The 25,567-nt window shown below is 33.3% G+C and carries 21 protein-coding genes; 7 read left to right on the forward strand and 14 right to left on the reverse strand.

Going from position 1 to position 25,567, the window contains the following annotated elements; genetic code table 11:
- Nucleotides 1–40: 40 nt before the first annotated feature.
- Complete coding sequence (locus CLOLE_RS14390) at nucleotides 41–1,573, forward strand: putative polysaccharide biosynthesis protein (RefSeq protein ID WP_013657861.1); 1,533 nt, start codon at nucleotides 41–43, stop codon at nucleotides 1,571–1,573.
- Here CLOLE_RS14390 and CLOLE_RS14395 read toward each other — a convergent pair.
- The gene (locus CLOLE_RS14395; RefSeq protein ID WP_013657862.1) at nucleotides 1,566–2,888 is read right to left on the reverse strand and encodes a replication-associated recombination protein A; all 1,323 of its coding nucleotides are present in this window, start codon (nucleotides 2,886–2,888) and stop codon (nucleotides 1,566–1,568) included. The two genes, CLOLE_RS14390 and CLOLE_RS14395, sit on opposite strands and share 8 nt — an antisense overlap.
- A 260-nt stretch (nucleotides 2,889–3,148) precedes the next feature.
- Between CLOLE_RS14395 and CLOLE_RS14400 the strand changes: the two genes are divergently transcribed.
- Together CLOLE_RS14400 and lysA are read left to right on the forward strand one after the other, a co-directional pair.
- Nucleotides 3,149–3,838 (forward strand): TrmB family transcriptional regulator, encoded by a 690-nt coding sequence (locus CLOLE_RS14400; protein ID WP_013657863.1) that lies wholly within the window; start codon nucleotides 3,149–3,151, stop codon nucleotides 3,836–3,838.
- 24 nt (nucleotides 3,839–3,862) lie between these two features.
- Nucleotides 3,863–5,116 (forward strand): diaminopimelate decarboxylase, encoded by a 1,254-nt coding sequence (lysA, locus tag CLOLE_RS14405; RefSeq protein WP_013657864.1) that lies wholly within the window; start codon nucleotides 3,863–3,865, stop codon nucleotides 5,114–5,116.
- Nucleotides 5,117–5,344: 228 nt separating this feature from the next.
- On the opposite strand, the gene CLOLE_RS14410 is transcribed toward lysA, so the two are convergent.
- The 6 genes from CLOLE_RS14410 to CLOLE_RS14435 form a co-directional block, all read right to left on the reverse strand.
- Nucleotides 5,345–6,892 (reverse strand): methyl-accepting chemotaxis protein, encoded by a 1,548-nt coding sequence (locus CLOLE_RS14410; protein ID WP_013657865.1) that lies wholly within the window; start codon nucleotides 6,890–6,892, stop codon nucleotides 5,345–5,347.
- Nucleotides 6,893–7,144: 252 nt separating this feature from the next.
- On the reverse strand, nucleotides 7,145–8,398 hold the full coding sequence (locus CLOLE_RS14415; protein ID WP_330369269.1) for a hypothetical protein: 1,254 nt from the start codon (nucleotides 8,396–8,398) through the stop codon (nucleotides 7,145–7,147).
- 1,008 nt (nucleotides 8,399–9,406) lie between these two features.
- Nucleotides 9,407–9,853 carry a VOC family protein gene (locus tag CLOLE_RS14420; protein ID WP_013657867.1) on the reverse strand — a complete coding sequence of 149 codons (447 nt, stop codon included), beginning with the start codon at nucleotides 9,851–9,853 and terminating at the stop codon, nucleotides 9,407–9,409.
- Nucleotides 9,854–10,277: 424 nt separating this feature from the next.
- A complete protein-coding gene (locus CLOLE_RS14425; RefSeq protein WP_013657868.1) occupies nucleotides 10,278–10,484 on the reverse strand; it encodes a hypothetical protein in 207 nt (68 codons plus the stop codon).
- Nucleotides 10,485–11,202: 718 nt separating this feature from the next.
- Nucleotides 11,203–11,700 (reverse strand): fasciclin domain-containing protein, encoded by a 498-nt coding sequence (locus CLOLE_RS14430; protein WP_013657869.1) that lies wholly within the window; start codon nucleotides 11,698–11,700, stop codon nucleotides 11,203–11,205.
- Between the two features lie 54 nt (nucleotides 11,701–11,754).
- On the reverse strand, nucleotides 11,755–12,189 hold the full coding sequence (locus tag CLOLE_RS14435; protein ID WP_041713818.1) for a hypothetical protein: 435 nt from the start codon (nucleotides 12,187–12,189) through the stop codon (nucleotides 11,755–11,757).
- 299 nt (nucleotides 12,190–12,488) lie between these two features.
- Between CLOLE_RS14435 and CLOLE_RS14440 the strand changes: the two genes are divergently transcribed.
- Nucleotides 12,489–13,568 (forward strand): IS30 family transposase, encoded by a 1,080-nt coding sequence (locus CLOLE_RS14440; protein WP_041713030.1) that lies wholly within the window; start codon nucleotides 12,489–12,491, stop codon nucleotides 13,566–13,568.
- A gap of 710 nt (nucleotides 13,569–14,278) precedes the next feature.
- Here the strand turns inward: CLOLE_RS14440 and CLOLE_RS23110 are convergent.
- Nucleotides 14,279–14,998: a hypothetical protein gene (locus CLOLE_RS23110; protein ID WP_041713031.1), complete on the reverse strand. Its 720-nt coding sequence runs from the start codon at nucleotides 14,996–14,998 to the stop codon at nucleotides 14,279–14,281.
- Nucleotides 14,999–16,017: 1,019 nt separating this feature from the next.
- Here CLOLE_RS23110 and CLOLE_RS14450 point away from each other — a divergent pair.
- Nucleotides 16,018–16,401 carry a BlaI/MecI/CopY family transcriptional regulator gene (locus tag CLOLE_RS14450; protein WP_013657872.1) on the forward strand — a complete coding sequence of 128 codons (384 nt, stop codon included), beginning with the start codon at nucleotides 16,018–16,020 and terminating at the stop codon, nucleotides 16,399–16,401.
- Nucleotides 16,402–16,404: 3 nt separating this feature from the next.
- Nucleotides 16,405–18,198 (forward strand): BlaR1 family beta-lactam sensor/signal transducer, encoded by a 1,794-nt coding sequence (locus tag CLOLE_RS14455; RefSeq protein WP_013657873.1) that lies wholly within the window; start codon nucleotides 16,405–16,407, stop codon nucleotides 18,196–18,198.
- A gap of 7 nt (nucleotides 18,199–18,205) precedes the next feature.
- Here the strand turns inward: CLOLE_RS14455 and CLOLE_RS14460 are convergent, their stop codons facing one another.
- The 4 genes from CLOLE_RS14460 to tgt all read right to left on the reverse strand — a co-directional run bounded on the left by CLOLE_RS14460 (nucleotide 18,206) and on the right by tgt (nucleotide 22,450).
- Nucleotides 18,206–19,411 carry a DUF6070 family protein gene (locus CLOLE_RS14460; RefSeq protein WP_013657874.1) on the reverse strand — a complete coding sequence of 402 codons (1,206 nt, stop codon included), beginning with the start codon at nucleotides 19,409–19,411 and terminating at the stop codon, nucleotides 18,206–18,208.
- Between the two features lie 18 nt (nucleotides 19,412–19,429).
- Nucleotides 19,430–20,659 (reverse strand): DUF6070 family protein, encoded by a 1,230-nt coding sequence (locus CLOLE_RS14465; RefSeq protein WP_013657875.1) that lies wholly within the window; start codon nucleotides 20,657–20,659, stop codon nucleotides 19,430–19,432.
- Between the two features lie 223 nt (nucleotides 20,660–20,882).
- Nucleotides 20,883–21,305, reverse strand: coding sequence for a preprotein translocase subunit YajC (yajC, locus tag CLOLE_RS14470; RefSeq protein WP_013657876.1), 423 nt, complete (start codon nucleotides 21,303–21,305; stop codon nucleotides 20,883–20,885).
- A 14-nt stretch (nucleotides 21,306–21,319) separates the two neighbouring features.
- Complete coding sequence (gene tgt / locus CLOLE_RS14475; protein WP_013657877.1) at nucleotides 21,320–22,450, reverse strand: tRNA guanosine(34) transglycosylase Tgt; 1,131 nt, start codon at nucleotides 22,448–22,450, stop codon at nucleotides 21,320–21,322.
- A gap of 180 nt (nucleotides 22,451–22,630) precedes the next feature.
- Here tgt and aroC point away from each other — a divergent pair, with 180 nt between their 5' ends.
- On the forward strand, nucleotides 22,631–23,734 hold the full coding sequence (aroC, locus tag CLOLE_RS14480) for a chorismate synthase (RefSeq protein WP_013657878.1): 1,104 nt from the start codon (nucleotides 22,631–22,633) through the stop codon (nucleotides 23,732–23,734).
- Between the two features lie 108 nt (nucleotides 23,735–23,842).
- Here aroC and CLOLE_RS14485 read toward each other — a convergent pair whose 3' ends face one another.
- Entirely contained in the window at nucleotides 23,843–24,751 is a 909-nt protein-coding gene (locus CLOLE_RS14485; RefSeq protein ID WP_013657879.1) for a CPBP family intramembrane glutamic endopeptidase, read from the reverse strand.
- A gap of 154 nt (nucleotides 24,752–24,905) precedes the next feature.
- On the reverse strand, nucleotides 24,906–25,514 hold the full coding sequence (locus tag CLOLE_RS14490) for a hypothetical protein (protein ID WP_013657880.1): 609 nt from the start codon (nucleotides 25,512–25,514) through the stop codon (nucleotides 24,906–24,908).
- Nucleotides 25,515–25,567: the final 53 nt, after the last annotated feature.

Consider the following 25,567-nt stretch of genomic DNA (forward strand, 5'->3'; position numbering starts at 1 on the left):
TAAGTACACACACTGAGGGAGAACTTAGAAAGGAGAGCTTATGAGCAAAAAATCTTTAGTTACTGGTACTTTAATTTTAACCCTAGCTAGTTTAATCACCCGTTTACTTGGCTTCGGCTTTCGTATTTATCAATCTCAAGTTATGGGAGCCGAAGGGATGGGGCTTTATCAACTTTTATTTCCTATTTACATGCTTTTATGGGCAGCTTCTTCTGCTGGTATTGCCATGGCTATTGCCAAAATGGTAGCTGCCGAAGTTTCTAAAGGCGCTGAAGGTAATGCTATTCGCGTTTTAAAGATCTCACTGGTTATTTCATTACCTCTAAGCTTCGTTTTATCTACCTCACTCTTTTGCTTTGCGCCTTTTATCGCACGCTATTATATTCAAGAGCCAGTTACAGAGCTTTCTCTTCGTATATTAGCTGCTTGTGTGCCCTTTATGTCCACAGCTTGTTGTCTTCGCGGTTATTTTCAAGGACATCAAGAAATGTCCATTACAGCCCTTGCCCAAATTGTAGAACAAGTAGGACGTATGCTCATTATTTATCTCCTAGCTGGGCTTATGGTGCCTATGGGTATTACCTACATATGTGCTTTAGGCGTTATTGGTATGTGTACAGGCGAAGTTTTCTCATTTATGATGTCTTATATTGCTTTTCGTATAAAAAAACGTCATCTCACACTTACACCTGCTACTTTACCTAAAAAAGAAGCCTTTAATAAGCTTATGGCACTTTCAATTCCTGTTACTGCTAATCGCTTTTTAACTTCAGGGCTTCAATCCTTTGAAAATATATTAATTCCTATTACACTAGGACAATATGGCTTAAGTTCAAGTGCTGCCTTAGGCTTATATGGTCAATTTAGTGGCATGGCCTTGCCTCTACTTTTCTTTCCTTCTATGGTCACTTCCTCACTGGCCACAGCTTTGGTACCTGCTATCTCAGAAGCAGTTGCAATGAAAAATAAAGCACTACTTCAGCGAACTATGTCTAAGGCCATTCAGTTTTCTGCTTTAATTGGTATTGGTGCTACTGCTTTGTTTTTAACCTTGCCCTATGAAATTGCTATCACCTGCTATGGTATGAAAGAAGTAGGTCAGCTCTTAAAGTGGCTAGCTATTATTTGTCCTTTCCTTTATCTTCAAAATATCCTGACAGGCGCTATGAACGGTTTAGGCATGCAGAAACAAACCTTTAAAACCAATGTGATGGGCTCTCTCATTTGTATTGCGCTTATTTTACTAATGGTACCCAGACGCGGCATTATTGGTTTTGTCATTGCTATGCTTATTCAATCTGGTTTTGTTTGCTCCATGCTTTTATCTTATGTTTTAAAAAATATTGATTTACCTGTAGATATACGAAACTGGATTATTCGTCCTAGCTTAGCAGGTATTCTTTGTAGCCTTATTACCCTTACTATTAACAAGCTCTATCTCATTAAACTTTTTTCTTCATCTGTTAGTACCATTTTAGCAGTGCTCATATTAGGTGGTTCTTATACACTTATTCTCTTTTTTATAGGTTGTTTATCCATTAAAGATGTAAAAAGCTTCTTGGGCTCTAGATAGAGCCCTTTCTTTCTGCCATTAGCTTCTTTATTTCCTTTTCATAACCTTCTTGGGTTGGATGATAATAAGAGATTCCTAAAAGGGCATCGGGTAAATACTGCTGCTCTACATAGTGATGTGGATAATCATGAGCATATAAATAATCCTGACCATGATTAAGTTCTTTAGCACCACTGTAATGACTATCTCTTAAATGGCTAGGTACAGTGCCAATTTCTCTATGTTCGACATCACTTAAAGCAGCATTGATAGCCATATAGCTTGCATTACTTTTGGGGGCTGCAGCTACATATAAAGCTGCTTGACTTAAAATAATTCTTCCTTCTGGCATACCAATTCTTTCTATAGCTAACATAGCCTGTGTAGCTACGGTAAGAGCCTGTGGATCAGCATTGCCTACATCTTCACTGGCACAAATCACAATGCGTCTTGCTATAAACTTAGGATCCTCACCTGCTGCAATCATTCTTGCTAAATAGTGAGCTGTAGCCTGAGGGTCACTTCCTCTCATGCTTTTAATGAAAGCTGAAATCACATCATAATGATTATCCCCTTTTTTATCATAATGAAGGGCTTTTTTCTGTACACATTCTTCCAGCACTGATATAGTAATATGGATTATCCCATCTTCACTTCTTGAAGTAGTCATAACTGCTAGCTCAATAGCATTTAAAGCGTTCCTTGCATCTCCTGCCGTGCGCATTGCTAAATAATCTAACGCGTCTTCTGTCACATCAGCTTTATAAGCACCTAAACCTCTTTCTTTATTATAAACAGCTTCTTTAATAATCTTTTTTACATCGTCTGTTTCTAAGGGTTTAAGTTCAAATACTAAAGAACGAGAAATGAGTGCTCTATTCACCTCGAAATAAGGATTTTCTGTAGTAGCACCAATTAATACTAAAGTACCGTCTTCTGTGTAAGGTAAAAGCGCATCTTGCTGTGCCTTATTAAAACGATGGATCTCATCAATAAAAATAATCGTTTTCTTACCTGTCATGGAACGTTGTAACTTGGCATCTTCCACTGCTTTTATAATCTCTGCTTTTCCACTTGTCGTCGCATTAAGCACAATAAAATGTGCCTTAGTCGTATTGGCAATAACTTTAGCAATGGTTGTTTTACCTGTTCCAGGTGGGCCATAAAAAATAAGTGATTGCAATTTATCAGCTTTAATGGCACGATAAAGGAGTTTGTCCTCTTCTAATAAATGATGCTGCCCTACAATTTCACTTAGCTTAGTAGGTCTCATACGAGATGCTAAAGGTGAATCTTCATTGCCTTTTTTTTCATTAATATATTCAAATAAGTCCATTGTAACTCCTCTCCATCCCAGCATTATAAAATAAATATATGTAGCTGATTTGTATCCTTTACTTTATTATAGGGTATATTTTTAGTTTGTACAATTGATAGGTTCCAAGAGACTTTTATCCCTTCTTTAAAAAAGAACGCATATAATGGTAGAAAATGTTGCTTTATACACATTTTAATTTAATTCACTAGAATAGATTGACTTTTCTTTGGTTACCATTTATAGTGGTACTAAACAAAACCACTATAAAGGATGATACAATGCTTTTTAATAATACCTTACACAAATTAGGCTTTTCACCTATTGAAGCTAACGTTTTTATTGTGCTCTGCAAGCATGGCTCATTAACTGGTTATGAAGTAGCAAAACTTACTGGCATTTCTCGTTCCAACGTTTATGCTGCACTTTATAGTTTACAAGATAAAGGGAAATGTTATGCTTCTGAGGGTGAGACAACTAAATATGTGGCTATTTCTAAAGAGGAACTATTACTTTCTACCGAAAGAGAGTTTCATACAACCTTAGAAGAAATCAAAGAATATTATCCGGTTCCACTAGAAGCTAACGAGCCTTACATCACCATTAAAGGCTATGACAATGTGCTTACTAAACTCAAAAATGCTATTTTACTTTGTCATTCTCATCTTTACCTTTTATGTGCCTCTGATGTAGTGGCACTTCTACAAGATGAGCTTAAAACTATAAGCACAGAAAAAAAGGTCACGATTCTCTGTGATAAAGCTATTAAATTGCCTAGCTCGATTACACTTTATCACCGATTAAAAAGTCCAGAAGGTTTTCATATGATCATTGATACTGAAGCTGTTCTAACGGGAGATTTAAATGCTAGTTCACCTCAGTGCCTTTTTTCTAAAGACCTTTCTTTAGTGAGACTTATGAGAGAATCTTTTATAACAGAATTAGATATGATTCAGCTTAATAAACGCTAAATTTATTTATTTAAGGAGGATATTATGCACAGCTTGCATGGTAGTTATACCACAGAAACAAACTTTTATGGGGGAAACGACGTTTTTGATTTAATTGAGCAATATGGTAGTCCCCTTTATATTTACAATGAAAATATTTTAAGAACACGTTGCAGAGAAATGAAGCACTTAGTAAGTTACGAAAACTTTGTGCCACATTATTCTATTAAAGCCAATACCAATATTCATCTTTTAAAAATCGTTCATGAAGAAGGCTTACATGCTGATGTTATGAGCCCTGGAGAGATTTATTTAGCCCTTGAAAGTGGTTTCTCTCCTGAAGAGCTTTTCTTCATTCCTAATAATGTAGTGGCTGAAGATATGCTATATGCTATTGACCGTAATATCATGACAAGTGTTGACTCTCTTGATCAATTAGAGCTTTATGGACAGCTTAATCCAGGTGGCAAAGTTGCCATCCGTTTCAATCCTGGTGTAGGTGCTGGTCACCATGAAAAGGTTGTTACTGGTGGCAAGAAAACAAAATTCGGTGTTAACCCTGAATATATTCCTGAAGTAAAACGCCTTTTAGAAACCTATAATTTGACTTTAGCAGGTATTAATCAACACATTGGTTCTTTATTCATGGATGGCGCACCTTATATCGAAAGCTTAGGTTCTATCTTAAGCATCGCTAAGCAATTTGATGACTTAGAATTCATCGACCTTGGTGGTGGCTTTGGTATCCCTTATCATAAACAAGATGGTGAAGCTAGACTTAATATTAAAGCTTTAGGTGAGGCCCTAGATCCTGTACTTTCATCTTTTGCTAAAGAATATGGCAAAAATGTACAGTTTCAGATTGAACCAGGCCGTTATATTCCTTGTGAAAGCTGTGCTTTAGTAGGAACGGTAACTGCCACTAAAACGAATGCGGACCATGACTATGTTGGTTGTGACATCGGCTTTAATGTTCTTCAGCGACCTATTATGTATGATTCTCACCATGATATTGAAATTTATTCAAGAGAACTAAAAGAAGCACCACTTGGTCCTCTTACTGTTGTAGGTAACATTTGTGAAAGTGGTGATATTTTAGCTAAAGATCGTATGCTTCCACTCACTACTGTTAGAGGTGATTTAATTGCTCTGATGGATGCTGGTGCTTATGGCTATAGCATGGCTTCTTGCTATAATCAACGCTTTAGACCAGCTGAGATTTTAATAGGATTAGACGGGAAAGTAAGACAAATTAGAAAACGTGACACTTTAGAAGATTTAATCCGTAATATGCTTTAATTAACATTATTTATATAGATTACTTTTATGAGTCCTACTTTGGCAAGTGGTTAACTGAATTAGCCTTTTATACCCTGCTGTTATGCCTTAAGTATTCTGTAGGACGATGCCATGGACATCGTAGTTAGATAGAAAGGAGATTCTTAATCACAAGCCTTATACAAATAGGCGTAAGCTAGTAAGCTTACGCCTATTTGTAATGCTATTTATAGAAACCTCCATTAACGATTATTGCACTGTTTCAGCTTTCAATTTAATATCTACTCCTATAACCCCTCTAATAGTACCATCCTTCTGTTTGATAGGTGCTGAAAAGGTCACACAAGGTGTCTTCGTGATAGAAGATATATAAGGCTTAGAACTATATACATGCCCAGCTATAGCTTCTTTAAACCACTCTCTTACATTACCATTAGCAATACCTGCTGGTGGAATAGATACTACAAAACGACCTTTATGTCCATTAGTCCACGCTGCTTCTATAAAATCATTTTCTTTAAGCATTTTTTCTAATGCCAGACGATGAGTCCCTTGGTCTAACTCAATAAAAGTTTTATCCTTAGTGAAATTTTTAACCATCTCTTCAAAGTGACTCATATATCCCACTAAAGTATCCGTATTAAATTCTGATAAATCATCAAGCTTATATTCTTCTATAAGCTCTGTTAAGTCCTTTGAAGAATTATTAAGTAATTCACCCATACGTACTAAATTGCCTAAACTATCTTTCTGTTTTTCAATAGAGCTATACACGCTTTGTACGCTATCTGCTGTTTGAAGTGCGTTATTTTCCATAGTTCCCATACAAAGTTGTACACTACTGGCTAGTGTGACTTCTTTATCTGAAAGCTGAGACATATCTCCTACCAAGTCAGTAACCTCTTCAAAAGAAGTTTGGATTTTTTCTAAGCCTTTTTCTACTCGCATAGACTTCTTAACCCCTTCTTCTATTTGCTTATTACTAGACTCTAAATGAGTATTCACATTCTTTAAGGCCCCTTGAATATTATCAATAAGAGTATTTACTTCTGTTACAGCATTAGCTGTATTAGTCGCAAGTTTTCTAATTTCATCAGCTACAACTGCAAAACCTCTACCAGCTTCACCCGCCCTAGCTGACTCAATAGATGCATTAAGCGCAAGCAAGTGCGTCTGAGATGAAATATCCCGTACGGTATTTAAAATATCTACAATTTGATTAGAAGTTCCATTCAGCTCTGACATATACGCTATTGTTGTTTGTGAAGTCATTTCTATTTCCTTAATATTATTTAAAATATCCATTACTTCTGCTAAGCTCTTATTAATCGTTTTTTGAGAATGCTGGCTAATTTCTGTTAGCCTACTCGTTGTTGTACCTACATGCTCTTGCACTTCGTGTACTTCGTTAACAGCTTCTACTGTATCCTCTAGAGTTGCATTTACTTGACTATTTAATACTGCCATTTCTTGTGCTTCTGCATAAAGTTGTTCGGTAAAAACTGTATTTTCTTCTAATGTAACATATAGATCTTCTGATACAGCCGCTACTTGACTAGAAGCTACACTCATTTCATAACCGAGTTTTTTGTAGTCTTTCTGCTTTTCCATTAGCTCATTTACTAATCTTGCTTTTTCTTTGACTATTTTATGCCCTCTGTACATTTCCAGTCCTATTACTGAAACCATCCCTATCAGCCAAACGATTATATTTTTCTGAATAGGAAAAAAGCTACTTCCTACCCCTATCACGATAATCATTAAAACAGATGTTATACTGCTCATTTTACTATTCATTTTCAAATCACCCCAATAAAAATAGGCGTTTAAACAATTTTACTTTGTTTAAACGCCTTCGTTTAATATATTAGCTTATTATATTATAATAAGAGTATACTTTCAATATATTTTATTTATAAATAATATTTTTTACATTATTTTATGACTATTATATAAAAACTTTAAAAAACTTATAAAAGTAAGGAGTAGAAGACATAGGTAATTGCTTAAAAATAAAAATCTATGCTTTTTATAACATTATTCCTATACTTACTCAATAGGTTCTCTTCCTATCCATGTATTGTCACTAGTTTTATCTCTTAATGAACTAATAGGATGTTCATCTATTTCATATCTATAATCTTGTGCATCTTTATTAATCTTTTCTACAATAACCTTATGGCTTGGTACTACATGGACATCATGATTAAGACTTTCTTGAAATAGAAAGAAATCTGCACCTTGAGGCACTTTTCCAATATCTACATAATCTTCCTTTATCGAAGTTAATTGAACAGTTGCTTTGATAATATCTCTTACATATTCCTTATTTGGCCCTAATGTTAATAATCTTGGGAAGCATCCGTTCGAAATAACTTGTTGCCATTCTTTCTTTTCATATTGTTTTAAAAGATCTGCTGCCTGATGAAGATGTGCAATTTCTTCGTGGAAATGTTGTTCCCAAATTTGTTTAATATGAGCATCTGTTTCATCTTCATAGCAAGAGTAGTATAAATAGCACTCTGTATATTCATGAAGCAATAAATTCTCAAGCCATGTTAACCGTGTGTCTAATAAGCTACCATATTGAGTAACATGCTGTTCCTCAATAAGCCCAATCTCTTGGTATAAACTTCTTCCTAAATCAGATTGATAAAAACCTGCTATATTCATATAATAATTCATTGTTTGTTGCTCTGCAGCAGTAATAATGGCAACATTAAGCTTAGTAATAGGGTCTGCAGTTGTAAAATCTACATACTTCTTTATATTATCAGCTGGAAAACGGTGTTCAGAAATAGTTGGCCTTCCTGGCATAATCTCTGTATAATGTCCAACTAAACGCTCTGCATGTATACCCTGCTCCATTTCAAGTAAATCAGAATATCTATATAAATGGTCAAAATCCTCTAATAATGCAAAGTCAAGTGCCATCTTTACCTCTTTATTTGGCTCTCTTTTAGCTAGTTCAGAGGTTAGGTCTACTGCTAATTGTTCATAACTAATAGTCGTTTCAAGTATTGTTTCATCTACTGGTTTTAAAACTGAAATAACCTTTTGTTGTTGTTGTTCGATTCTCCTGGTAATAGCTACTGCTCTACGTAAATCATTATCTGGACAATGACGTGAAAATTGATGCGAAAACCATACTGCTTCATATTCTGTACCATTCATTAAGATAATACGTGTTTTAGTATAGGGATCCACTTCATTTTTATTATATGGCTTAGGATAAATACTTTTCCAATCTTTAAATGAATCTTCTAGCTTCATTGGTCTTTCTAAAAACGGATTCATACTCATAACGATCATCACCTTTCCTATACCTGAGTAGCATAATAAAAAGAATACTTAGAGTTTTCTCTCTCATTACTTCCTTTTACTTATTATTATGTCACACATTTAGAAACTTTTTATTTTGCTCCTTCAATTAAAATTCAACACTACTATTATGTCTTAGAAATAAAATAAAATACATTTGTTCGTAAACTGTTCGCTCACACTTGAAACTAATACTCTATATAGCATATAGCCTATGCAAGTCGTTATTTTATTAAAAAATATTTTATTAAAATTAGTTTTTGATATTGATTTTCATTTTCCTTTATGTTATATTTATTGTATCACAGAACATACATGTTTTTTTCATCAAATCTCTGATGTAGGCACTAGTTCCTTAACTAGTGCTTTTTTTTATAGTAATTTAAATCTATTATTTTATATAAGTATCTCTTTCATATCAAAACCCTTTATAAATCCGACAAAAATTTCTTACTTTTTATATTTTATTTGATAATTTTTAATATTGAATTTAATAGTTTTTGTTATATAATATTAATTATCAAATAAACTAGAAAGGAAGTATGTTATGTATTTTTGGAGAAAACACGAGTTCTTATTTATGTACTTCATCTTTATAATTCTTATATTGTTCACAACTTATCTAGTAACTTATTTATTATCTAGCTAATATCATATATACTCCCCCACAAAAAACCACTTCTCTTTTATTTCAATGTATTTCAAATGGCCAACGACCAAAAAAGCCTAATTCACTTGCATTTAGGGCTGATGAAGTAGTATATATCTCTATAAATCTCCATTTTCTTTATTTGAGATACTCTCTTGCTTTTAGTGATTCTATTAATATATCATCAGTGCATATATTCACCTTACTCTTTTCTCTCCAACAGTTTGATACACTAACTAACCCTAATATCCATTTCACTTATGATACAAAAATAAGACCAAAATTATATTTGGTCTTATCTAAAACTATTCTTTTAAATTATAGAGACTAAACAAGATAAATTAGCTATCTATAGTAACTATTTGTTCTCCCCGAAAACTTCTCAAATAGACTACATTTCTATCTGGATCATAAAAACTCATATTTTTTGCTCCCCATGGACGAATGATGGGTTTTTCAATAATTTCAATTCCCATATTTACAATTCTTTCATATTCTACATCAATATCCTTTACAGTAAATGCAATACACATATTCTGATTTGCATTGTTTTTTACAGAACCGTCATTATACACTGTCAACATAGTTTCTTCTGCTAAAATTGTTTGATGCACATCATTATCACTACCATTATCTATCCCAAGCAATAATTTATAAAAATTCGCTAATCTTATAACATCATTTGTTAATAATCCAACTTCCCCTATTCTCATAATCCCTCCACAAAATTTGAGTTTTTCAATCAATAAAACATCTATTTTCTCATTATATAAAATAAGGCTAGGCATTACCACGTATTCCTATCTAAATCTATTTTTTTATTTTATATATGAAAGCTTCATTACTATATTGTATCCTATTTCTTTCACGCTCTGTCTATAAACCCCCTATAACATAGCTCTCCCTATGCAATAAACTCTAGTACTTTTACAATCCATATTTAATCAATCATCTAAATACCTTTAATTTACATTTTTTTTGGCTTAATTTTTAATTAAAGCACATACTAACACCAAAGGTGGTGATAATTATGTTCGCTTGGCTTATCTTGCTAATAGAAAAATTTCGCTAGTCTTTTTCAGGGGATTATTCAATCCCCTATATAACTTGACCACTTATTTCATCTAATTCATCTTCAAATCTCCATCATCTTGTAAATCTTGCTTTCTGCTCTCCTTTGAATAACTATTTATTATAGTAAGTTTAAATTTATTAGTCAATTTTATTAAAAACGACAGTCTGCTCTTTCATAGATATTTTTCCTACTTGATAACCGTATTCCGTTAATTCTTTCTTATAATTTAAGAAGGAATGGTCTATTGGTATTCCAGCAATACCCTTAATTTCATCAAAAGTTAATTTAAATGATTTATTTCCATTTTTTTGAACATATTCCCATAAAGAATTGTATTTACTCATTCTGTTTCACCCCTTGTCAAATTCAAATTTATCATTCTGTAAAATATCTATTCTTATTGTCTAAACTGCTTATATAGTATATCACTTTAGTTATATTATATTTTGTCATTCTATGAAATAAAAATAGGACCAAGATTTCACCCAATCCTATCTAAAACTACTTTTTATTGCATAAATGGTTAAATTGACATTTACTTCTAATTTATTAATTCTCTCGATAATTCCTATTTTATTCACCCCTTTGACTATCAATAAAAATAAAGCGAGGAAGCCATTGGGGATTGGCTTCCTCTAGAGCAGTTTGTAATATTGCAATATTTGTAGTAGCTGTTCTATATAAGGTTTTTATATCTGCCCTCTCGTTGCTACTTATATTATTACCTACTTTATAAACCTCTAATTCTGCTTCTAGTTACTTAACTTTTTCTTTATCTGCATTATTAGAGCAACCAACTAGGCACATACAAGCCAATGCTAGAACTAATATCTTTTTCATAAAAATTCCCCCATACATTATTTTTCTATTGATTCTATCTCATTATTTCTAAGCATTCAACTTTTTCTTAATTAAACACTATTTTACTAATGTATCTATCTGCCATTGCTTTAAATTTCTACGCATAAAAGGGTGTAGCCTTATGATCTACATTTTAAACAAACTATCTTTTTATTTGCACATCTTTGTTTACTTTTCTATCTAAGTAAATTTATAAGACAATTATTCCTTGGGTAGTATGACAGCATCTATTACATGAATAATACCGTTACTAGCTATAATGTCTGTTTGGATAATTTGTGCATTATCTATATAGATTTTACCATCTTTTACTTCTATCTTAGCTGGTTTACCATTTAGCATTTGAATATCTTGTCCATTTAATTTTTCTATCTCCCTGCTATCTAACTTACCTGATTTTACATGATAAGTTAAAATATCTACTAGCATTTGCTTATTTTCGGGCTTTAATAAATTTTCTACAGTTCCTGCAGGTAACTTATTAAAAGCATCATTAGTTGGTGCAAATACAGTAAATGGACCTGATCCTTCAAGCGTTTCTATTAATCCTGCTGTTTGTAATGCCGTAACTAGCGTGCTAAATTGTTTATCTGAAGAAGCTATTTCTACAATATTGTTACCTCTTTTCGCCCATGCACTACCTTGAATAGCTATAACTAACATAATAATAGTAAATAAAACACCCATTTTTCTTTTCATCGGTATACTCCTTTTCTAATTGTAATTTACTGCAGGCCCTTTAATCATCTTATTTTATAAGTATTTACGAAGTTCTTTGCCTAATTGTTCTTCAATAGAAGCTAGTCTTATACAAATCTCCTTGGATGAATTATTAGCCATTTTGTACTGGTTAAGATATTTATTTAGCGATTTAATCCCCATATTACAACCATCTGTAATAATATCTGCTACCGTTTCATCACTGTAATCCATAGTCATTTTCATATTAGTTTTCATCCATGACATACTTTTTGCAATAGGATTTGGCTCTTTTTCCTCACTCTTATAGCTATTCAATAAAGAATGTATTTCATTTCCTAGTTTTTCATGGTGACTTTTACTTTCCTGTAGCAATTGTTTCATATCGATATTGCAAACTTTTTCTAACACCTCATCAATGGAAGAGACTGCCATCTTAGTACCAGCATCACATTCTTGAAGTAGCTTTATAGTATCTGTATTATCCATAATAATCATCCTTTCTACCCCTCATTATTTCCAAAACATGAAATAGTATGTATTTATGTCACTACTTAATCTATTTTTAACAAGTCTTTACTCAAAAAATAAAGGTCAAGCTATAGCTCAATCTTATCTAAAACTATTCTTTTATTTAAGTACACCTGAATTATTTTAAATAGAAACTTATCAAATATTAATTACCCTTAATTGTAAAATGAAATTGAACTAAATAAAAAATCCGTAGGCTTTATCCTGTGTTAAGATTGAATCACCACAACACAATCAAACATGAAAAGATAATCACTATGGACTACCCTATTAATACTACAAATCCACGTAGACATAAACATCTAAACTTCGAAGAACGTATGACAATCCAGATTCGACTAAAAGATGACTTTTCGCCATACAAAATTGCCAAAGAGTTAGGCCGCGCCTCTAATACAATTCGCAATGAAATCGCAAGATGCACTGTTACACAAATTAAACAAGGTCGTAAAGTACAACTTTATCTCGCAGATGCAGGTGAGCGCATTTACCTTCAACATCGTACACATTGCTGTCCCAAATTCAAACGCCTATCTTGTAATGATTTCGTATCCTACGTGTGCACAACAATGAAATTGAATAAATGGTCTATAGATGCCTGCGTTGGATATGCTATCCTTAATCAACTTTTCACTCGTTGTGAAATGGTTTGTACAAAGGCGCTCTATAATTACATTGATCTAGGTTTGCTGGAAATCTGTAACGTGAATTTACCTATGAAACTCAGGAGAAATACCAAACCTAAGCGAGTTCGTACGAATAGACGTATTCTGGGTATAAGCATCAAAGAAAGACCAGCTAGTATTGACACTAGAGAAGAATTTGGCCACTGGGAAATAGATACTGTCATCGGTACTAAGGATAAAAATGATAGTGTTCTCCTTACTTTGGCTGAACGAAAAACAAGGCATTATATCGTTCGTAAAATTGAGTCTAAGACATCTCATACCGTTTTAAAAGAACTATCTAACCTCAAAGAGTACTATGGTAAACAGTTTAATCAAGTCTTTAAAAGTATTACCAGTGATAACGGTCAGGAGTTTGCTCAACTATTTAAAATAGAACAAGAAGCTTCTGTAAAGGTATACTTTACCCATCCCTATGCATCATGTGAACGAGGTACTAATGAAAGGCATAACGGGATGTTAAGGCGTTTTCTTCCAAAAGGGGTAGCTATAAATGGATATAGTGCGGATGATATTGCTTTCATTGAGAGCTGGTGTAACACCCTCCCAAGAAAACTCCTCAATTATCATACTCCCAAGGAACTATTCGAAGATGAACTGATATTATTTATGCCGTATAATTTTAGTGGTGAAATAAAAGAGCACAGTTAGTTCAATTTGTTATTGCAATTTAGATTAATTTAACAATCTTTATTACAAGTCGAATCATGTAATAGATTAATGCATATAATATATAAGACACTCCTTTTCTATCTTACCCCCTATATTTAGGGGCTTTTTTTATTTAGAAACATCTTACCTTTTAATGCATAAACTTGATCTTAGGATATGTATTAGTAATGTAATGTTTATATTAGTTACTAATTTATGCCAACATTTATTAAATCCTCAATCTATTTAATAAATCTCTTATTGGGATCATTAATATTTAAGCATATAGCATGGATAATTCATCAACTTTCAACATAAAATTTATTGTCCTACTGTATAAACAGCAAAAACTCGTAAGTCATTGGTAATCAAAAACTTACGAGTTTTCTTTTACTTTGCCTGATAAAATGACCTTCTACGACGTGCGTTATCCAAAACTGTACATCAGCCTTATCCAATCTCTATACTCTACCTACAATTATCTGATAAGCCTACTGACCAAACCTCCCATTCCGTGTAAGGGAAATAATACAATAGTTTTCCAGAGATGTGGAAATACAGGGTGGGCATTGTCCACCTTCTCATCTGCTATCAGGTTAGAAAACGGTAAATCTAACGGTTTACCTAGGAGTAAATTCAAGAGAAAATCTTTCATTTCCTGTATATCTCTTCTTATATTTATATCATTGCCTACAGAATATTAAATTTTATTAGAGTATACTTTGATCTTGTCCTTGTCCTTGCCCTTGCCCCTGACCTTGACCTTGTTGAGCTGTACCACCTGTTCCACCACTAGCATCTGATACTTGAACCGGTACCCCTACTTGAACAGGAACTATATCATTATCAGGGTCTGCAGTGGAAGTTGAACCACCAACATTAATACGAATTACAAACCTATTATCTATAGTGCTAGTATTAGGTGTATCTATACTATTTGTCTCTGAATCATTTTGTGAAGCTGCTTGCCCCTGAACTTGCGCTTGTGCTTGAGCATTAAGTTGAGCTTGAAGCTGGGCTTGAACTTGAGCTTGAGCATTGAGTTGGGCTTGAAGCTGGGCTTGAACTTGAGCTTGAGCATTGAGTTGGGCTTGAAGCTGGGCTTGAACTTGAGCTTGAGCATTGAGTTGGGCTTGAAGCTGGGCTTGGACTTGTGCTTGGGCATTGAGTTGGGCTTGAAGTTGGGCTTGATTCTGTTCAACTGCCTGTAATTGGGCTTGAAGCTGAGCTTGGAGTTGAGCTTGGGTTTGAAGTTGAGCTTGGAATTGTTCTTGCTTTTGTTCCATTTTTTGTAACTGAGCTTGAACTTGAGCTTGGAATTGCTTTTGTTGCTGTTCTAATCTAGTAAGTCGAATATCAACATCTTTTACTTTATAACAGCAATTTCTCCCCTCGTAAGCATAATCGTCATAACAGTCGTCTTTTTTCATTGATAAAACCCCTTTCTTATTATATATTTGTACTATATAGTATTCTTTCCTTGTCCTTAAGTTTACAACTTTCTAATTTTTTCATCAAAAAACGTTAGTATTTTTCGATGAAGTACACATGCGACTGTTTACTATTATGATTGATGAGTATATGGATTACTATAATAACTATAGATATCAATGGGGATGTTCAAACCCACATTCTATTATAATAGGAGGTTTTATATACTAAAGTATTTTTATTTACCCCTAGTAGAACTAGGGGTTTTGTTACGCTAAAGCACCCAATAAAATTCAGTAGTTGTCTTTTATGGACAACTTTTTTATATTCTTACAAAAAATATGTAGTCTTCTAACTCATTGATTATCATGGTTAATATTTAAAATTCCTTGTTGGGAATTTGTTAAGAATAAATAGTATTTGTATGTAATTTATCAATTATTTTGATTATTCTTATTTCCCCCAAATCATTGACTATCAATAAAAAGTAAAGAGAGGAAGCCATTGGGGATTGGCTTCCTCTCTCGTTCCGTTCATATTTTATAAACAGGAAAATAGATATATTATGGGGAGATTTTGTAAGCAAAAGATTAATTCCCTTGCTTGATACTTATATTACACTACCTTTATTAATAAAATATGAATTGAAAATGAATATTTTTATTTATTTTATCCAATTTTTTACTGTATAAGTCTCATTTTTTTGTTTGTTTTTATCTATATATTGTATCTTAATATGATTAATCTTACTCTTGAAATTTATAAACACAAATCCACCATATCCTTATTTACTTTATGGATTATTCTATTCTTCTTTTACCCTGTTTAAGCTACTATCATTTTTTATAGGCTTACTCTGACTTTTATATCGTAAATGACACATATTTTACATTTTTCAAAATTTTAATATCACTGCATTTAAACCATTCATTTCATTCCTAATGATTGACATAGTAGAAAAAGTAAGCCTATAATTTATTTATCTATTACATATGTAAGATTAAGGAGGTTATTATTTTTGAATTCAATACCCCAAATTTCTGAAGCCGAATATGAAGTTATGAAAGTCATTTGGAACTATGCACCTATTAGTACCAATGATGTTATTGATAAACTTTCATCCACTACATCATGGAGTCCTAAGACCATTCAAACCATGCTTCTTCGTTTAGTTAAGAAAAAAGTATTAACTTACGAAAAAAATAGTCGTGTATTTGTTTATACTCCCTTAGTTAGACAAGAAGATTATTTAAATAAGGAAAGCACTTCTTTCCTCAATCGTTTTTATAACGGTGCTTTAAATGCGATGGTTCTTAACTTTTTAGAAAATGATAAACTTTCTCAAGAAGAAATTCACACATTAAAACAGATTTTAAATACAAGAAAAGAGAAAGGAGATTAGAAAATGTACTTACCTTTTTCTATTCACTTTTTAGTTTGCTGCTTTTTACTTTCTTTTTTTATAGGAGGTATTTTATTAGTTAAATACCTCTTTAAAAATCAGCTTTCTACAACATTTCAATATTATCTAGATTTTATCCTTTGTTTTACTTTACTAGTGCCCTTTATTCCGAACACCTTCTTTTACTGGAATATACGAACCTTATTACCTTTTAGTTTTAGCGATTCTACAACATACTCTGAGTATGGAAATTATTCTAAGCAAACCTTATCTATAATTAATCAACGCTTATTACAAGATTTTTCTATTTCTACAGACAAGCAGCTACCCGACCTTTTGATCACTAGCTTTGAAGTTATATGGCTCTCAGGTATTTTACTTCTTGTTTTAATTGCTATATGCTATCATAAGCGTTTTTATCAAAAACAAAAGTATTTAAAACCCGTCACAGATTCCGCTCTTATTTCTTTATTGGCTACTTGTAAACAGGAATTAGGAATCACGTCATTCATTGATCTTAGATTAAGTAGTTCTATTAAAAGTCCAATTTTAATAGGATTACTAAAACCTAAAATCATTTTACCCCATAGTCTTACTCAATCTTACTCAATACAAGAAGTACGTTACATTTTTCTTCATGAATTACAACACTATAAACATAAGGATATCTTAATAAATTACATCATATCAGCTTTAACCATAATTTATTGGTTTCATCCCTTGATTCTTTACGCCTTAAAAGAAATGAAGCTAGACCGTGAATTAGTCTGTGACTCTTCTGTACTCAATGGCTTAGAAGAAGATCAATATGCTGACTACGGCTATACCCTGATTCACTTTGCCGATCAAGCTCATTCCTATCCATTGGCACCTAGAACTAATCTGAGCCAAGGCAAAGACTTACTTAAAAAGCGAATTATTCATATTACCCATTATCAATCACCCTCAAAAAAACTTAAGGTAAAAAGTTATTTTATTTTTGGCTTAGTTGTTTTGATTACCCTACAAACACTTCCACTTATTGCCAGACCTATTTCTAATAAGGTAGCTTTTAACTTTGGTTCAAGCAATGTTAAGGAAGAAGATTTACATGCTTTTTTTGGTGATTATATAGGTACTTTTGTTCTATATGACCTTGAAGAGGATACTTATTCTATTTACAACAAAACCCATGCTTTAGAAAGAACTTCTCCCAATTCTACGTATAAGCTCTATAGCGCTCTCTTTGCTTTAGATGCCAATACTATAACTCCTGAACATTCAAAACGTATTTGGGATGGCACTATTTATCCTTTTGAAACTTGGAACCAAGACCAGACACTAATTTCTGCTATGAATTATTCAGTTAATTGGTATTTTCAAGACTTAGATACAGCCCTAGGTGCATCAAAACTTGCTACTTATCTTAAAAAGCTACACTATGGTAATGAAGATTTATCGGGTGGAATGGATACCTTTTGGTTAAATTCTTCCCTCAAAATTTCTCCTTTGGAACAAGTTCAGCTTCTAACTGCTTTTTATAAGCAGGATTTAGCTTTTAATCCCAAAGACATTCTTACTTTAAAACAAGCCATTAAAATTTCTGAGTCTTCCACTTATATTCTTTCAGGTAAAACGGGAACTGGACGTGTTAATGATAAGGATATAAGTGGTTGGTTTATGGGGTACATAGAAAAAAGTGGCAAAGCTTATATCTTTGCCACCCATATAGCAAGTAAAGAGTATGCTGATGGAGCCCGTGCTGCCGACATTGCCATTTCTATTTTAAAGGAAAAAGGCTTATATGAAGCCTCTTAACCTCCATTTATTCGTTTTTGTAGATAATGGTACTATCTTCCTTTGTTCTAGGTATGTAAGCTGGATAAATATCTTCTTCTGAAGCTTTTAAACTATTAGATACATAAACGAATCTACCTTGCTCCTTCAATCTAATGGTTACTTCATGAGTAAAGGCACTATCTGTACTATGTTGTGGCCAAATGGCATCTACTACTAATGTTAAAGTCCCATCCTGATGCTTGATGCAATCTATAACCTCTGGTAGTGGTGGTGTTTGAAAAGTATATTCACCAGCAGAGCGACTATACCAAATATACTTTTTAAGCACCTCATCATAGAGGGCATTTCTTCTGATCTCTGCCTTTGAAATATCAAAATAAGTCATGATAAGTTCCTCAAAAACTTCGGTTTCTATCCCTTTAGTATAATCTTCTAGCTTAATCCAATGACCCGTTTTTAAGTAATAAAGCTTCTCAAATAAATCATTGAATTGGAGTCCTCCTAAATCATTTTCATTCCAGTTCGTTAAAAACAAATTATTATTTTCATATCCTATAGACTCAATATACTTTTTACATAACTGGCGATATTCATCCCTTAATGGTATGACTCTAATAGCTTCATAACCATCATTATAATCCATGCCAAAAGGTGCAAGAGACTCATATGAGCGTTTATAAAGCAAATATCCTTTCCTTGTATATTGCCATTGATAGATTATAAATTTTTCCATATAAGTGATTTCTGGTTCCTTAGACTCATTCCAACTTACAACCGTTTGCATCACACTCATACTGTCTTCTTCCTTATTAAAATCTAATCTCACGATACCACCATCAATTGTTACCCTATACAAAGTAGCCTTAGTATCTTCTCCTGCCTCTACCTCTTTACAAAAAGATTCTATAATCTGAGGATTTTTCATATTTACCTTATTATCACTATCTGTAACAGGGATTCCTGCCTCTCCAACTATTTCCACAATCTCTTTAATTTGCTCTTCACTAATAAAAGGATTAGACCGGTAAAACACCCGATAAAGGTTAGCTATTTCAAGTACCTCTTCACTGCAAATCCTTTTCTCCTCTTCACTCATAGGAAGCTTTACATATTCTGGCTGTATTTCTTCAGTATATTGTTCCTCTAAGATTGCTTCATTTTCCTGTAGGCTTAACCCACTGCAACCCGTTAAGCATACTAATAGTATAATCATTCGTTTTAATCTTTTCAAAATCTCACCTTCTTTAATTTAATCTATTTTTATCCTATTTCTATAAACTGGAATGATTTGATTTCCTTTTGGTTGTATGCTATTTCCTATATAACAAAAGTTACCATCAGATTGAGGCACAATAGTCACTTCATGTGTAAATGCACAATCTGTACCATATTCTTCCCATAAAGCATCTACCGTTAATGTTATACTTCCATCCTTGTTTCTTATACAGTCAATTACCTCTGGAACAGGGTAACCTTTTGGCGTAGCCGTATAATTTGCACAACCTAATACTTGCCACTTATAATATTTTGTCTGCTGATCATAATAAGCGAATTTTTTTACCTCTTCTCCCGTAATAGGAAGATAAGTACATAAAATAGTTTCAAATTCTAGCTCAGGGATACCCTTCTTGTAACGCTCTACATATATAGATTCTCCCTTTCTTAAATAGTAAAAATACTCAAATACATCATTAAAAGCAATGGGTGTCATATCCTCTTTGTTCCAATTCGCTAAAAACAAATTATTACCTTGATATCCAATAGGCCTTATATACGCATTAGTAAGCTCTAGGTATTCTTCTTTTAGTGGTCTAACTCGAAGAATATTATAGCCACTACATTCTATAAACGGTGAAAAATATCTTTCATAAATCAAATATCCTTTGTCTGTATACTTCCAGTTCTTCAACTGATATTTTTCCATATAAGTTACCTGAGGTTCTATAGATTCGTTCCACTCAACACTTACTACCATTAAATCCATTTGTTTATTTTTTACATGAAAATCTAATCTTGAATATCCACCATTTCTATGAAGTTCATAAATGGTTACCTCAGCCTCCTCTCCTGAAAGTGCTGCTTCACAAAATACTTGAGCAAGCTTACTATTTGCCATATTAAAATGCCCAGCATCATCTATAACAACCTTATTCTTTCTAGCTAGACATTCTTTAATTTCTTCAACGATTTCTTCTGAAATCACTACATTATATGACTCTCCCTTATCAGCTGCCTTATAAATAGTTTTATAAAGTAAAGCCACCTGCACTGCTTCTTTTTCTATTTTTTGCTTTTCTTCCGGTTCTATTATGAGGTTATAATTTTCTTGTTCTACTGTATCATCATATTCCACCACTTCTACCTCTCGCCCAGTTAATGTTTCACTTACTATTTCACCTGAGGGAGGTCTTCTTTCAGCACAACCTCCTAGCAGTAGGATTCCTAAAATACCCAATAAGCTAACCCATTTGTTTTTCATCTTTTCTTCACCTGACCACGTATATATATTTTTTATCCCTTATTACAGTGCGCATTTAAGTCTTACATTTGTAAGACTTAAATGCAAAAAAAGATTAACTATCGAATATTAATTTTATTCAAATTAATCTTTTATCAAATATTACATCTGTAAGATTTAAAAGTCAAGTGCGTTTACTATAAAAGGCGTATAAACATGGTTTATACGCCTCTAGCTTACTTTATTATTTTTTTACTTCACCAATTTCGTTGCCGTTTTCATCTACTTCTACTTCTACTTCTACATATTCATATTCTGTACCGTCATCGTCAACTAAATCAGCTTTTTTACCTACTGTTAAGTTTGGCTCTGCAACACGTGCAACAGTTGATCTTACCACTGGAATACGTACACTTTTGTTAAGACCAAATTCAACAATAAAAGTATCATTGATAATGTCTACAACTTTACCATATAGTCCAGAGTTAAGAAGAATAGTATCGCCAATCTTTACACTATTTTGCATTTCTTCAACTTGTTTTTGTTGTTTCTTTTGTGGTCTAATTAAGATAAACCACATTACACCAATAATAACGGCGTAAATTAATAGCATACTCATTAATCCACCACCAGCACCTGCAGTTGTTGTTAATAATACTGTGTTCATTTGTCTTCCTCCATTTATTTATTATTTTTATAGCCTTCTAAACGCATTTTCTTGTAAGCTGCAAATTCGCCTTTGTCTAATGCGTCACGAATCTCAGTCATAAGGTTGTTAAAATAATGCAGATTATGCATCACACATAAGCGCATGCCTAACATTTCTTTCGCTTTTAATAAATGTCTAATGTAAGCTCTACTATATTTCTGACAAGTTGGACACTTACAATCTGCTGCAATAGGCCCCATATCTTTTTCATGTTTTTGATTAAATAAATTTAATTTACCTTCATTGGTATAAACATGTCCATGACGACCATTTCTAGCTGGCAATACACAGTCGAAGAAGTCAATTCCTCTATCAACAGCTTCTAGGATATTCTCTGGTGTTCCTACCCCCATTAAATAAGTTGGCTTATTTTGTGGTAAGTATGGTACAACAGCTTCTAACACATGATACATATCCTCATGAGATTCTCCTACAGCTAGTCCACCTACAGCATAACCTGGAAGGTCAAACTCACTAATAATCTTTGCATGTTCAATACGTACATCTGGCAAAATACCACCTTGGTTAATACCAAATAACATTTGCTGTTTATTCACAGTATCTTCTAGGCTATTTAAACGATTCATCTCATCCATACAGCGTTTAAGCCATCTGGTAGTACGTTCTACAGAAGGCATAATATAAGCACGATCTGCAAGGGCTGGTGGACATTCATCAAATGCCATGGCTATAGTTGAGCCAAGATTAGATTGAATTTGCATACTTTCTTCTGGTCCCATAAAAATTTTACGACCATCTATATGTGAAGAAAAGTATACGCCTTCTTCTTTGATTTTACGCATGGCAGCAAGTGAAAATACTTGAAATCCACCTGAATCCGTTAAAATGGGTTTATTACATACCATAAACTTATGAAGACCGCCTAATTCTTTAATCAGCTTATCTCCTGGTCTAAGATGTAAATGATACGTATTGGATAATACAACCTGGGTATCTATTGTCTCTAAATCTTCTGTAGATAAGGCTCCTTTAATAGCGGCTACTGTGGCAACATTCATAAACACTGGGGTCTCAATAACACCATGTGGTGTATGAAATCTACCTCTTTTTGCACGTCCCTCTACTTTTAGTAATTCATACATGGGGTGTCTCCTATCTTTCCATACTCTTTAATCAGTTTACAGGAAAATGTATTTCTTTTCAATAAGTGCCTACTTTATTTTTAGCATTTTTCGCGAATATTAAACAATTATTATTGAAGAATATGTAACCCTCTGATAAAATGATTTATATTTCAAAATTTTTATAAAGGGGGCATCTTCATGTCAGGTTCAATATTCGGTAAAATGTTTCGCATTTCTACATTTGGGGAATCCCACGGGGAAGCCTTAGGTGTAGTAGTAGATGGCTGCCCTTCTAATATACCTATTGCATTAGAAGATATTATGAAGAATATGGACAGGCGTAAGCCTGGTAATCCTAAAGTGGCAACGGCTCGCAAAGAGGATGATCAGGTAGAAATCCTTTCTGGTATATTTGAGGGTAAAACAACAGGTACACCTATTGCTCTACTTATTCGTAATGGTAATCAAAAGTCCCATGATTATACTCAAATTAAAGATGTTTATCGTCCTTCTCATGCTGATTTTACTTTTGATCAAAAATATGGCATTCGTGATTATAGAGGTGGTGGACGTTCCTCTGGCCGTGAAACAGTAGCCAGAGTTGCTGCAGGTGCTATTGCTAAGAAATTCTTAGAGGCGTTAGGTATTACTGTTACAGCTTATACGCGCGCTATTGGTCCTATCACTGTTGCACCTGAAGCTTTTTGCCTAGATGAATGCAGAGAAAATCCTGTTAATATGCCAAGTAACCAAGTAGCCGAAGAAGCACTCGCATTTATTGCTGAAGCTAAAGCTAACTGTGACTCTGTAGGTGGTGTTGTCGAATGTTTAATTACAGGTTTAAAACCTGGTATTGGCGAAACAGTCTTTGATAAACTCGATGCTAGGCTAGCTTATGCCATTATGGGAATTGGAGCTGTTAAAGCTTTTGAAATGGGAAGCGGTATTGAAGCAGCTAAAATGTTAGGTTCTGAGTATAATGATGCCTTTTACAGTACAGATGGAAAGGTAAATAAACATACGAATCATTCAGGCGGCACACTAGGTGGTATGTCTGATGGTAGTAATCTCATTTTTAAAGCGCACTTCAAACCAACACCTTCTATTGCTAAGGCACAGCAAACCATTAATACTTCTGGGAAAAATACACAAATCGAAATTCATGGTAGACATGATCCAGTTATTGTACCTAGAGCTGTCGTCGTTGTAGAATCAATGGCCGCTCTTACCCTAGCTGACCTTATTTTATGTGATTTAGGTGCTAATATGGACCATATTAAAGCACTTTATTCAAAGAAATAATCCTCATTATAAATCATTTAATCACCAATTTACTATTACCTAAAAGGTGCTGATGCAACTATTCTATTTTGCATCAGCACCTTTTTATTTACCTATCTCTCCAGTTAATTATCTACTCGTCTCTTCTACCCTTTCCTCAGTATACCAAAACAAATTGATAATAATAGCTGCTAACATAACAAGAGTTGTAGCTAAACTTGCTTCTATTCCAAATTCTCCCCCTGTCAAAAGCGTATTGCGACTTTCCATAGTTCCTCTTATCAGTTCACCTGTAACCCCTATAGGATTGCCACTAACATTTAAACCAAGTATATTTCCTTGGACAAAATTCCAAGCTGTATGCCATCCACATGCAATCCACAGATTTCCCGTTCTGAGCGTGTACAGTGCCAAAAAAATACCCGTTAAGCTAATATTTAAAATGGCAATTACACTACTACCACTGTTAAAAAGATGTAGCATTCCAAAGCATACAGAGGATACAACAATACCTGTAGCAAAACCTCTTCTTGTACCTATTCTTGGTAAAAGATATCCTCTAATGAGAATTTCCTCTGAGGCTCCTTGTATCATCCATGCAAGTATAACGACCCCAAAAGATAAAATCTGAGAGGGATCAATGCCTCTTATTTCAAAACTTATTCCCCCTCCTAATGCTACAATAGCCACTACCACAAGTAGCATCATCGTCCCTGTCAAAATGCCTTTTCCATAACTTTGTATGGTCTTGTGACTAAAAATCAAACCTAAACTCGTTAGCCCTTTTCCTTCTATGCATTTCACACTTAAATAAATCAAAAAAATCATTAAACTTGCATTTATTATTAAATTAATTCCTAGTAATAATGGTAAATAACTATACAGGCCCGGCATTAATTGAAGCCCAAATTTGATAATACTATTCCCTATGAGCTGTGCTATTAAAAGTACACCTATAGCCAGAATCATATTAAGTATATCCCATCTTATTGCTTTATTCTTCTCCTCTTTAAGTTGTTCTAGCCATTTATCCTCCATGATAAGCCCTCTTCTCTTTATGATCCCACTTTTTATTATAATCATATTATGTGGACCACGGCTAAACTTTAGATTTATTTAATAAAAAGGATTAAAAAAGATAGCTTTTTGTCATTAAAGCTATCTCTAGGTTTATTTTACTCTTTTAATCTTATTATTTAATCTTTATAATTTTAAACTTCTGATCCTCTTCAACCACTTTTATACGAAAAGCTTTTCTAATTCCTTCCATACTTCTAAGCTGATTAATGTACCTTACATTTTGTGTATCTACAATACGTTCCAGCATAGGATAAATATCTTTCTTTTCACCTTGAGTTAATTTATTCTTAAAGCAGTACGTATTAATAGTCTTTAAAGTATCTAAAATTTGTTGCTCACGGATTTTAGTGAGATCGGCTAATACCCATGTATATTCCTTTGTTTTCTTGGCTGTATCATAGGTTTCCTTGAAAAAGTTTAAAAAAGCATTTTCACGTCCTACTTGCATACCTGAATATTTACCTAGCTTTGTCTTTAATTCATTTTTAAGATACACAATGGTGTTAGGCTTCACTTGTTCCGACATCGCTTTAATAGCTTCCTCAATTAAGTTATAGCTCTCTTTCAATTGCTTTTCATCTAACGCTGTTTTGCTTAATCTTTTCAGCTTATCCATATAATCTAAAATACTTTTCTTTGTAGTTAGTGCTTGTCCATGAATACTTGCTAATAATTCTTCTGGGCTTAATCCCATTAAATTTTGCTCTTTAAGATTTTCCACGCCTTTTGTCCTTTCTTATTTGTTTCTAGTGTTACTTGCTCCTTATTCTTATT

Source organism: Cellulosilyticum lentocellum DSM 5427, from assembly GCF_000178835.2.
Classification (GTDB): Bacteria; Bacillota; Clostridia; order Lachnospirales; family Cellulosilyticaceae; genus Cellulosilyticum; species Cellulosilyticum lentocellum.